Source organism: Parafrankia discariae, from assembly GCF_000373365.1.
Taxonomy (GTDB): Bacteria; Actinomycetota; Actinomycetes; order Frankiales; family Frankiaceae; genus Parafrankia; species Parafrankia discariae.
In genome coordinates, this window is record NZ_KB891263.1 from 201,282 (window position 1) to 212,092 (window position 10,811).

Sequence of the window (10,811 nt, forward strand, 5' to 3'; positions counted from 1 at the left end):
GTCGGGTGCGCACGGCGACCTGCCCACATATGCTCCGCGGGTGCTCGCCCGCCTGATCGGCCTGATCGGCCCGGTCGCCGCCCGATGACCGGCTACCTGCGCGACGCCGACGAGATCTACCGCCTGTCGTTCGCGACGATCCGCGCCGAGGCGGACCTGACCGGCCTGCCCGCCGACCTCGCCCACGTCGTCGTACGAATGATCCACTCCTGCGGGATGGTCGACCTCGTGCGTGACGTCGAGTTCTCTCCCGGGGTGGCCGCCGCGGCGCGGTCGGCGCTCGCCGCCGGCGCGCCGGTGCTCTGCGACACGGCGATGGTCGCCGCCGGGGTGATCCGCCGCCGGCTGCCCGCGGACAATCCCGTCGTCTGCACGCTCGCGGACCCCGGGGTGCCGGAGCTCGCGCGGCGCTCGGGAACCACCCGCACCGCCGCCGCGGTGGAGCTGTGGCGCGACCGTCTCGACGGGGCGGTGGTGGTCGTCGGCAACGCCCCGACCGCGCTGTTCCGCCTGCTCGAGCTGGTCGAGGACGGCGCCGGTCGCCCGGCCGCCGTCGTCGGGGCGCCGGTCGGCTTCGTCGGGGCGGCGGAGTCCAAGCAGGCCCTGGTCGCCCACCCGAGCGGGCTCGAGCACCTTGTGGTCCGGGGCCGGCGTGGCGGGAGCGCGATGGCCGCGGCGGCCGTGAACGCCCTCGCCCGCGACGAGGACTGACCGGACCGGTGGGGACGGAACCGGCCGCCGACCCGGCTCCCGTGGCTTCCACGGCTTCCGACCGGGAGCCCGTCGGCGGGCGGTCGGGCCGGCGGTCCGGTGCCGACCGCGGCACGCTCCGGTACGGCTGGACCACCGGCGCCTGTGCGACGGCGGCGGCGACGGCCGCGTACACCGCCCTGCTGACCGGCGAGTTCCCCGATCCGGTGACCATCACCCTGCCCGGCGGGGCCCGGCCGGCGTTCGCGCTGGCCCGGGAGTCGCTCGGGCCGTACTCGGCCACCGTGGCCGTGATCAAGGATGCCGGGGACGACCCCGACGTCACCCACGGCGCCGTCGTGACGGCGTCGGTCCGTCGCGGGTCGCCGGGAACCGGAGTGGTGTTCCGGGCCGGCGCGGGAGTGGGCACGGTGACCAGGCCGGGCCTTCCGCTGGGGGTGGGGGAGCCTGCGATCAACCCGGTGCCCCGCCGGATGATGCGCGCCGCCGTCGCCGAGGTCGCCGCGGCCCACGGCATCGGTCTGGAGGCGGGTCCGGGGCCGGACGCCGTCGACATCGAGATCGAGATCGGTGTGGACGGCGGAGCGGAGCTCGCGACCCGCACCTGGAATCCGCGGCTGGGGATCCTCGGGGGGCTGTCGATCCTCGGCACCACCGGAATAGTCGTCCCCTATTCATGTTCCGCGTGGATAGACAGCATTCGCCGTGGCATCGACGTGGCCCGTGCGGCGGGGCACCGGCATGTGGCCGCGTGCACCGGCAGCACCTCGGAACAGGTCGCCCGCGAGCGGTACGGCCTTCCCGACGACGCCCTGCTCGACATGGGTGACTTCGCCGGAGCCGTGCTGAAGTACCTGCGGCGGCACCCGATCCCGCGGCTGACGGTCGTCGGCGGGGTCGGCAAGCTGGCGAAACTCGCTGCCGGGCACCTCGACCTGCACTCGGGCCGCTCGCACGTCGACCTCGCCGGTCTCGCCGCGCTCGCCGGCTCCGCCGGAGCGGGCGCGGATCTTCAGGCCGCGGTCCTCGGGGCCAACACCGCCCTCGGAGCGCTGCGGGTCTGCGCCACCGCGGGGATAGCTCTCGGTGATCTCGTCGCCGCCGACGCCCACGGGACCGCCCGCGAGGTTCTGCGCGAGGCGCCGGTGACGGTCGACGTCCTCGTCATCGACCGGGCCGGAACGGTGGTGGGGTATTCGGACGGGACCCGCGGACCGGGGTCGAAACCGGATTGACCGGCGTCGAAACCAGACCGCGGCCCGCGGCGAATTCCGCGGAATTCGCCGCGGGCCGGTGGTGGGACCGTTGACCACGCGACCAGCCGACTACCGGGTGACCCGACCGCACGGCGACCCGGCCGAGTGATGATGCGGCCGCGTGATGATGCGGCTAAACGGTGATGCGGCTACGCGGCGACGAGGTGAACGGCGGCCGCGTGATGGCAGGGCTTTCCGTGCAGCCCCGCGAGGCAGGTGCAGTGCCCGGTGACGGCGGTTCGATAGGTGGCGCCGCGATGGCCGATGGTGAGCCACACCCGGCGGCCGCGCAGCGGGGTGAGGCCGCCGAGTTCGAGCAGTTCGAGAGCATCCTCGAGCTGCCGGTCGGAGTAGCCGGTGAGGGTCGGCGCGGTGTGGCGGATGTGGCGCGTGCACCCGGGCCCGAGCCCCACGGCGACGCTGAGCGGGCTGGTGAGCGCGCGGCCGCAACGCAGGCACAGGGTGGGCGTGGCTGAGATGGTGGGGGTGGAAGCGGTGGCGCTGGGGACGGTCATGTCGGCTCCCCTCGGAGTGCGTATCCCAATGATATCTTCCGGCCCGCCCTCCGGTGGGAATTCCCGGAACCGTCGACCATGATTTCCCAGCCCGTGCCGGCCGGCCGTCCGGCACGCCGGAAGAAGGTCGGACGGCGCGTCGGAAGAAGGGAAAGGAAGCGTGGTCGGGAGAAATTCCGCGGGCGCCACGCGAGTGATTGTCGGGCACCTCCAGCCCACCCGGTAATCCCGGCCCCGCACCGACCCGACAACCCTCCTCCACACCGCGAGCGGACCGGACGGGGTGGTGCGGCGATGCGAGTTGGCTCAGCCACTCCATACGCTGCTGCGACAACTCGCATCGGCTGAGGTGCCTGGGAACCGAGCGGCCGGGTGGGCGGGTGGGCGGGTGGGGTGCTGGCGGACTCCTGAGCGGTGAGGGGGCGGACACGGTGGGGACCGGTGAACCGGGGGGCGGGGCCGGCGTGGTCACCGGCGGGCTGCTCGAGCTCGCCGGGGCGCTGGCCGACGTCCTGGCCGTGTACGACCTGGGGCCGGCCCCGTCGCCGACGCTGGTCAACGTCTCCGAGAACATGACGTACCGGATCGACGATGCGGCCGGCGGCCGCCGCTGGGCGCTGCGGCTGCACCGGCCGGGCTATCACGATGCCGCCGAGATCGCCGCCGAGCTGGCCTGGGTGGCGGCGCTTCGGGCCGAGGAGGTGGTGGCCACGCCCCCGGTGGTGGCGAACCGGTTCGGCTCGGTGGTGACCACCGTCCGGTCGGGGGACGCGCTCCGGCACGCGGTGCTGTTCGAATGGGTCGACGGGGACTCGCCCGAGCTCGGCGACACCGCCGGGCTGATCTCCTCGTTCGGCCTCCTCGGGGACATCGCCGGCCGGATGCACGACCATGCCGCCCGCTGGTCCAGGCCCACCGGCTTCCGACGGTTCGCCTGGTCCTGGCATGCGACGCTCGGACCGGGGGCGCGGTGGGGGAACTGGCGCGCCGGGGTGGCGGCGGCGCTGCCCGGCGAGGCCGGGCGCCTGATCGCGATGCTCGAGCCGGCCGCGGCGGAGGTGGAACGCGGCCTCGCCGCCTATGGCCGCGGGCCGGGCCGCTTCGGGTTGATCCACGCGGACATGCGCCTGGCCAACCTGCTCGTGGCCCACCCGGCCGCCGGGCGGTCCGATCCGGTGATCAACGTGATCGACTTCGATGACTGCGGCTTCGGCTGGTACCTCTACGACCTCGCCGCGGCGTTGTCGTTCATCGAGCACAGTCCCGCCCTGCCGGCGCTGGCCGCGGCCTGGCTGGAGGCCTACCGGGCCCACCGCCCGCTCGGGCCGGAGGACCTCGCCGTCGTGCCGACGCTGGTCCTGCTGCGCCGGCTGCTGCTCGTCGCCTGGCTGGGCACCCATCCGCACTCCGACGCCGTCCCGGACGCCGCCGCGTACGCCCGGGACACCGCCGAGCTCGCGCACCGCTACCTGACCGGCACCCTGCTCCCGGATACCTGACCGGGGCCCTGCCCCGGGCCTCCCAAAGATCCCGGGCCTTCCACACCCTCCCGCACCCTCCCGCCCGTAGTCCGGTCTGGTCCCCTCCGTTCCCGCCCCGGTGCAGCCCTGCTCTGGTCCGCCCGTCCCACGGTGGTTATCGGGGCGTCGCGTCCTGGGTGGCGGGAATGGGTTGGGTGGGGACGGCGGGCCGGTCCGGAGGCCGCCTCGGGGACGTCCGCGAGATGTCGGTTGCGCACCATCCACCTTGCGTGGTGGTGATCGGACGGTGTCCGCCGCACGATGACCGGGTTGCCCGGCGGACGGCGACGGTGGGCGAGTCGTCCGGACCGGTACGCTCGGTCCGAGAACCGGAAGGGAGCTGGGGCGATCGTGGTCCGATCCAGTCGGGCGTCGGGGGACCGCAGCGGTGTCGGAATCGGGGGGCCGTGGACGAGCCGCTGACTGTCGACGGCGCCGAGCTGGATGTTCGCAGCCTCGGCCCGTGCCGGATCGACTCACCGCTGCTCCCGCTGCTCGGTGCGCGGCCGACGACCCAGCACTACATCGACGAGGGCGACAAGGTCCTCTTCGACGACACCGTTTCGATGATCTCCGCGCGGAAGGTGCCGCTGGACGAGCTGCCGGGCTTCGAGCCCGCCGGCCCACGCCGCAAGATCTACTTCGACCCGTCCAAGACCCGGGTCGGAATCGTGACCTGCGGGGGGCTCTGCCCCGGCCTGAACAACGTCATCCGTGGGCTGGTGCTCGAGCTGACCAACCACTACGGCGTCAACCGGATCTTCGGCTTCCGGCACGGCTACCAGGGTTTCGTCGCCAAGTACGGGCACAGCGTCGTCGACCTCACCCCGGAGCGGGTGGCGAACATCGACGAGGACGGCGGCACGATCCTCGGCACCTCCCGCGGTCAGCAGGACCCGGCCGAGATCGTCGACTGCCTGTCCCGGATGAACATCAACATCCTGTTCGTGATCGGTGGTGACGGCACCCTGCGCGGCGCGCGGGCGATCTCCCGCATCGTCACCGAGCGCGGCGAGAAGATCGCGGTCGTCGGCATCCCGAAGACGATCGACAACGACATCCCCTACATCGACCAGAGTTTCGGGTTCCAGACCGCGTTCGCGAAGGCCGCCGAGTCGATCCGCGCGGCGTACGCGGAGGCGACCTCGGCTCCCGGCGGGGTCGGCATAGTCCGGCTGATGGGTCGGCACTCCGGCTTCATCGCCTGTTACGCGGTGCTGGCCAAGAGCGACGCGGACGTCGTGCTCATCCCGGAGCTGCCCTTCACCCTGGAGGGGGAGCGGGGCCTGTTGGCCTACATCCGCCGGCGGGTCGAGAAGCGGGGCCACGCCGTGGTCGTCGTGGCGGAGGGTGCCGGGCAGGATCTCGTGGCCGGCCTGCCCGAATCGTCCGACGCCTCGGGGAACCGCAAGCTCTACGACATCGGCCCGGAGCTCTCCCGGCGGATCACCGAGGACTTCGCCGCCCGCGGCGCCGAGCTCAACCTGAAGTACATCGATCCGAGCTACCACATCCGCAGCGTGGCGGCGAACCCGTACGACAACGTCTACACGATCCGGCTGGCGCACGCGGCGGTGCACGCCGCGATGTCCGGGCGGACGGAGATGGTCGTCGGGCGCTGGCGCCGCCGGTTCATCCACATCCCGATCGCGCTCGCCGTCAGCCAGCGCAACCAGGTCGACCCGGCCGGTGACCTGTGGATGTCGGTCCTGGAGGCCACCGGCCAGCCCTACCGCTTCGGCTGACCGGCGTCGACCCCGCGCACCGCGACAGCGATATGGCGGCGCGGCGCGGCGCGGGGAGGCTCAGCTCAGCGTCGCGCGCATGACCTCGTCCAGGCCGCCCGGATCGCCGTCCGGCTCGGTCTTCTCCAGGAGCATGGTCGCGCCGCGGCCGTCCAGCACGAGGGTGGCGAGCTGGCTGTCGAACCACGGCCCGTGGGTCGTCTTCCAGCGCACGGGCTGTCCCCGTGTGCCCAGCAGGCGGGCGATCCGGCCGGCGGTGGTGGCGAGTGGGCGGCGGCGGGAGAGCGCGTCGATCCGGCGGATGCCGGGCCCGAGCGGGTTGCGGAAGGGCGAGCACACCGCCTGCCACACCGCCGACTCACCGTCCGTGCCGCCCGACTGGGCTGTGTCGTCGCCGCCGCTTCCGCTCCTGTCGCCGCCGGTTCCGGTGCGGTGGGTGCCGGTGTCGCCGGTCGTGGTGAGGTGGGTGCCGGCACCGAGGTCGGCGGGCAGCCGAGTCGCCGCGACCGGGTCGCGGGCCGGTTCGGCCCTGGCCAGATAGGCGTGGTGGACGTCCCCGGACAGCACCACGACACTCGCGGGAGCCGGGCCGTGCTCGCCGGTCGACACCTGGTGGAGCAACTGGGTCATCCGGACGAACGAGTCGCTGAACGCGGCCCAGTGCTCGAGGTCGAGCGCCTGGCGCAGCCGTTCCGCCCCGGCGGACGCGATCCGTCCGAAGCGGCCGGAGGCCAGTCGTTCGCTCACCGCCTCGACGTTGTGGATCGTCGGGGTGAGTAGGTACGGCACGGACGTCCCGAGCAGCAGGTGATCGACCTCGCCGGTGTGCCGGGTCTGGTCCCGGACCCAGGACCAGTCGGCGTCGTGCACCATGGCGCGGGTCCCGTCGGGGGCCACGACCCGGGCGAAGCGGGAGTCGATGACGATCAGCCGGGTACGGCCGAGGTCCCAGCGGTAGCTCCAGCGCGGCGGGGTCGGCGGGCGCTCGCCGGCCAGCGTTCCGGTGCCCTGGCCGGTCCCGGTCCCGGCGCCGCCGTCGTCCTCGTCGTGGTCGGACGCGAGCGCTCCGAGATCCGGCATCCGGTCGACGCGCCGGGCGAAGGCGCGCAGCAGGTTCTCGCCGTCCTCGCCGCCGGCGGCCGTCGCGGTGACCGCGGTGAACACCGGATCTGCGGCGAGCGTGCCCGGATCCAGGTTGCCCAGGTGCTGGTACAGCCAGTACGCCATGATCCCGCTGGTGATCCGGGTGTCCCACCACGGCTGCGACCGGATCTCGGCGCGCCAGGCGGCGGAGATGTTCCAGTCGTCGCGGATGTCGTGGTCGTCGGCGATCATCGCGGTCGGGACGGTCGAGAGCAGCCAGCGGATCTCCCGCTGTGACCAGGCCTCCTGGTAAAGCCAGGCGTACTCGGTGAAATCCGCGATCTCCTCGCCGGGCGGCACAGTGATGTCGCGCCGGGTCCGGATCCGGGCCGCGGTCGTCGGCGAGACGTGGTCCGCGTAGACCTGGTCGCCGAGCAGCAGCAGCGCGTCGGGCCAGGTGTGCGGCGGTGTCTCGGTCAGGCGCAGCGCCAGGGCGTGCAAAGCGTCGGTGCCCAGGCCGCGTGGGTCCTCGCCGGGGGACAGCGTGTACGGCCTCTCCTGCGGCGCGGTCACCCGGCACGAGCCGAACACCAGCCGGACGGGACGGCCGCCGCCCACCGGCCGCAGCAGGCTGGGCGGGCTGCCCGGCTCGGGCCAGACGCACACCGCCGGGTCGGCCGATGGCTCACCCGTCGGGTCGGTCGATGGCCCACTCGCCGGGGTGAGCCAGACCTCGTACGGGTAGACGGTGCCCGGTTCGAGGCCGTCGACCACGACCAGCGCGTAGTGGTGCCCGGCGACGGCGAAGGTCGGCGCCGCCGCGCGCGGCCCGGGCGGTGGGCCGGCCTCGGCCTCGGGCCCGGAGCCGAGGCCGGCGTTGAAGCCGGGGCTGGACCGGACCTCGACGGTGCAGGGCTCGTCGGTCTCCACCCACACGGACACGTGGCGGTCGTCGGCATACCGGTGCATGGGTCCGAGGAGGAGGCTGGCCATGCGTCCTACTCTCTCCGTGCCCAGGGGGAGGCGCCCATCGGGGGTGGCCCGGGCGGCGGGTGGGTGACCAGCCGTGGCGGACCGGATCACCGGGGCGGAATCCCGGTCGCCCGCCGCGGCGATCCGGAGGGCCGTTCGGTTGGACAGCGCCCGGCGGTTACGTGAGGCTTTCATCTGTGTCCATACAGTCACGATCGTGGGTGGTTGCCGGTGCTCGTCCGCAGCGGAGCCGACGGTGATCCGCCCTGGGACGGAGCGGCGGACCGAGCGGCGGGCAGCGCGACCGCCGGCCGCCGAGCGGGCCCGTGAGCTGGCCGGGCGGGTTCCCGCGGCCAGGGCGCTCGTCGACCGCCTCGACCGGGCGGGGGCCGGTCCGGTGGACGCGCTCACCCGCGCCGCGCAGGTCGCGGACGCCCGGGTGCTGGCGAGCATCGACCGGATTGGGGCCGTCGCGGCCGACGCCGAGACGGCGGCCGCCGCGACCGCCTCCTACCTGACCCTGCTCGACCTCGCCGACCGCGCCGGGATCGCCGACGACCTCGACATCAGCCTGCGGCTCGCGGCTGTCGGCCAGGCCGTACCCCGGGACGGCGCGAAAATCGCCCACGGGAACGCCGCCGAGGTCTGTGCCCGCGCCCATGAGGTCGGCGCCACCGTCACGCTGGACACCGTCATGCTGGACAGCGCCGAACCGGCCGCGGTCGACGCGATGCTGGCGACCCTGGAGGAGCTGCGCCGGGACGTCCCGACGGCCGGTGCCCTGCTGCGGACCAGCCTGGCCCGCACCCTGGGGGACTGCCGGGACCTCGCCCGTCCGGGCTGCCGGGTCCGGTTGTGCCCGGGACCCGTCCGGGCCAGGCCGACGGCGACCGGCATACGCCGGTCGAGGCTCGACCGGCACGGCGCGTTCGCCGGCTGCCTGGGTGTCCTCATGGCCGGACCGGGCTATCCCATGGTCGCCACGGACGATCCGGGGCTGATCGCGCTCACCGCCCGGCTGGCCCTGCACGTCGGCCGCCGCCGGGACAGCTTCGAGTTCCAGGCGCTGACGGGCACGCTCGGCCGTGAGCATCGACGGCTCGCCGCCGAGGGCTATCGGACCAGGGCGTACGTCGGGTACGGCTCGCCGCGGCCGGTTCGCCCGCGGTAGTCCGCGACCGAACCTGGCCGCAGCCGGCCGGGTGACGGAAGGGCGTCAGTGCCCGACGGGGACGGTCTCCCCGTCGGTCCGGGTGCCCGGGTGCAGCAGTGCCTCGGGGATCCGCAGGTCGGCGGGGGCCGAGCCGGAGCCGCGGCACGCCCGGCAACGGCGACGGTAGGTCGTGCGGCCGCTGCCGTAGAAGGCCCGGCCCTCACCCCGGCACTCCGGGCAGGTGCCGTCGCCCAGTCCCAACCGGCTGCCGGGCGCGTGCCGGCCGGCGAACCACGCGGCGCCGACGGAGATCAGTACGACGAGGGCGTAGCCCCACGTGGCGCCGCCCGCGCCGCCGACGAGGGCGGAGCCCACCCCCGCCGTGATGACGAAGACCGCCGCAGCGACAACCGTGCGCATGTCGCACCGTCCTTCCAAGGACGTGAAAGGTGGATTACCGGACGGCGGCTCGGCTACTGCCGCTCTCGGGTCGAGAACGGGGCCGGGAAGCAGATTTCGTCCGTGTTGTAGGTATGCCCGACATGCGCCGGACTACACCAGCGGCGATGAATCGATGCGCCGAGGCGCGACCGGCCACTCATGCCACCGGCGGGCCACCGCTCCGGGCCGCCGGACGGCTTCGGTCCGTTTCGGTGACGGCCGGACCACATCCGTGACCGGGCGGCCGCGGCGGCCCGTGCCGGCGGACCACCCGTCTGGGGGATGATGTCCTGCGCGGCCTGTCCACGCGGGCACCGCGCTCCTCGTCCTGGCCCCGGGAGGTTCACCGCGATGTCCTCGCCCGCCTCGATACGGCTCGAGACCCGCCTGCTCGTCCGGATGGGTGGCGCTGTGCTGCTCGCCCGCCCGCCCGACGACACCTGGCACATGCTGCCGGGCGGCCCGGTGGAACCCGGGGAGAACACCGAGCAGGCGCTGGCCCGCCACGTGGCCGGTCTCGGCGGCCTCGGGGTCCTCGGCGCCGCCCCCGCCCACCGGCCGGCCGGGCGTCCCGGTGGGCCGGCCGCGGTGCGGCCGCCCGGCTGGCGTTTCGTCGGCGCGGCCGAGCACGCGGGCGGCGAGCTGGGCAACGCGGCCGACCTCGCGCGGGGCCACGCCCTGACGATCCTGTTCGCCGCCGAATGGCCCGCCGCGGTACCGGTCCCGTCCGGTTGGCAGGGGTACGACCTGGTTCCCGTCGAGTCCGATCTGCTCATCACCACCCGGATCCGGCCGCTGCCGGTCGCCACGGCGGTGCGCAGATGGGCCATCGAGGAATGGCCCGTCTGGCGGGGCATCGCGCCGGGCGCCGGTGAGGTCGGGCGGCTCGGGCGTCGGCTTTCCGTCGCGTCCCTGCGGGCGCAGCTCGCCGCGCGGCGGGAGGAACTTCGCGGCCACGCCTTCCGCGACGCCGCGGTGGCGATGTGCGCGCTGGTGACAGCCGCGGACGGCCGGGTGGACCCGGCGGAACGTGAGGGGCTGCGCGCGTTCGTGGCCAGCGACCCGGTCATGTCGCACTTCCCGCCGGACGATCTCGAGGCCCTCTTCGACGAGCACCTGCGACGTCTCGTCACCGATCCGCAGGCCGGGCGGGCGGCCGCGTTCGCCGAGATCGCCAAGGTCCGCAACCGGCCCGCGGAGGCGGCGGCGGTGATCCATCTGGGCGAGGTCATCGGGCGGGTGGACGGCGAGTACGTCGCCAGCGAGCAGGCGGTCGTCCTTGAGGCCGTGCACGTGCTCAGGCTGGACGCCGCCGAGTTCGCGACGCACGCCGCCCGTCGCATCGCCTGACCCGCCCCCGCCCCCGCCCCCGCCCCCGCCGCCTGACCTGCCAGCCGCCCGGCCCGCCAGCCCGC

General features: G+C 74.2%; 9 protein-coding genes. 6 read left to right on the forward strand and 3 right to left on the reverse strand.

Going from position 1 to position 10,811, the window contains the following annotated elements; all coding sequences use genetic code 11:
* Positions 1 to 84: 84 nt before the first annotated feature.
* Positions 85 to 711, forward strand: a complete 627-nt coding sequence (locus tag B056_RS0130895; RefSeq protein WP_018505717.1) for a precorrin-8X methylmutase — start codon at positions 85 to 87, stop codon at positions 709 to 711.
* A gap of 8 nt (positions 712 to 719) precedes the next feature.
* Complete coding sequence (locus tag B056_RS0130900) at positions 720 to 1,946, forward strand: cobalt-precorrin-5B (C(1))-methyltransferase (protein WP_018505718.1); 1,227 nt, start codon at positions 720 to 722, stop codon at positions 1,944 to 1,946.
* Between the two features lie 170 nt (positions 1,947 to 2,116).
* Here B056_RS0130900 and B056_RS0130905 read toward each other — a convergent pair whose 3' ends face one another.
* Positions 2,117 to 2,482: a DUF6011 domain-containing protein gene (locus B056_RS0130905; protein ID WP_018505719.1), complete on the reverse strand. Its 366-nt coding sequence runs from the start codon at positions 2,480 to 2,482 to the stop codon at positions 2,117 to 2,119.
* A gap of 431 nt (positions 2,483 to 2,913) precedes the next feature.
* Here B056_RS0130905 and B056_RS0130910 point away from each other — a divergent pair, with 431 nt between their 5' ends.
* Together B056_RS0130910 and B056_RS0130915 are read left to right on the forward strand one after the other, a co-directional pair.
* Positions 2,914 to 3,981: a phosphotransferase enzyme family protein gene (locus B056_RS0130910; RefSeq protein WP_020572806.1), complete on the forward strand. Its 1,068-nt coding sequence runs from the start codon at positions 2,914 to 2,916 to the stop codon at positions 3,979 to 3,981.
* 428 nt (positions 3,982 to 4,409) lie between these two features.
* A complete protein-coding gene (locus tag B056_RS0130915) occupies positions 4,410 to 5,747 on the forward strand; it encodes an ATP-dependent 6-phosphofructokinase (protein WP_018505721.1) in 1,338 nt (445 codons plus the stop codon).
* A 60-nt stretch (positions 5,748 to 5,807) separates the two neighbouring features.
* Here the strand turns inward: B056_RS0130915 and B056_RS0130920 are convergent, their stop codons facing one another.
* Positions 5,808 to 7,823, reverse strand: coding sequence for a DUF7800 domain-containing protein (locus B056_RS0130920; RefSeq protein WP_018505722.1), 2,016 nt, complete (start codon positions 7,821 to 7,823; stop codon positions 5,808 to 5,810).
* A 235-nt stretch (positions 7,824 to 8,058) separates the two neighbouring features.
* Between B056_RS0130920 and B056_RS38645 the strand changes: the two genes are divergently transcribed.
* A complete protein-coding gene (locus B056_RS38645; protein WP_018505723.1) occupies positions 8,059 to 8,973 on the forward strand; it encodes a proline dehydrogenase family protein in 915 nt (304 codons plus the stop codon).
* A 45-nt stretch (positions 8,974 to 9,018) separates the two neighbouring features.
* Here the strand turns inward: B056_RS38645 and B056_RS0130930 are convergent, their stop codons facing one another.
* A complete protein-coding gene (locus B056_RS0130930; protein ID WP_018505724.1) occupies positions 9,019 to 9,375 on the reverse strand; it encodes a hypothetical protein in 357 nt (118 codons plus the stop codon).
* A gap of 372 nt (positions 9,376 to 9,747) precedes the next feature.
* Between B056_RS0130930 and B056_RS0130935 the strand changes: the two genes are divergently transcribed.
* On the forward strand, positions 9,748 to 10,746 hold the full coding sequence (locus B056_RS0130935) for a TerB family tellurite resistance protein (protein WP_018505725.1): 999 nt from the start codon (positions 9,748 to 9,750) through the stop codon (positions 10,744 to 10,746).
* Positions 10,747 to 10,811 lie beyond the last annotated feature (65 nt).

What these genes read in the sequence shown, in the direction of transcription:
- B056_RS0130895 (WP_018505717.1), top strand. Translation starts at nt 85, where the DNA reads ATGACCGGCTACCTGCGCGACGCCGACGAGATCTACCGCCTGTCGTTC.
- B056_RS0130905 (WP_018505719.1), bottom strand. Translation starts at nt 2,482, where the DNA reads ATGACCGTCCCCAGCGCCACCGCTTCCACCCCCACCATCTCAGCCACG.
- B056_RS0130920 (WP_018505722.1), bottom strand. Translation starts at nt 7,823, where the DNA reads ATGGCCAGCCTCCTCCTCGGACCCATGCACCGGTATGCCGACGACCGC.
- B056_RS0130930 (WP_018505724.1), bottom strand. Translation starts at nt 9,375, where the DNA reads ATGCGCACGGTTGTCGCTGCGGCGGTCTTCGTCATCACGGCGGGGGTG.
- B056_RS0130935 (WP_018505725.1), top strand. Translation starts at nt 9,748, where the DNA reads ATGTCCTCGCCCGCCTCGATACGGCTCGAGACCCGCCTGCTCGTCCGG.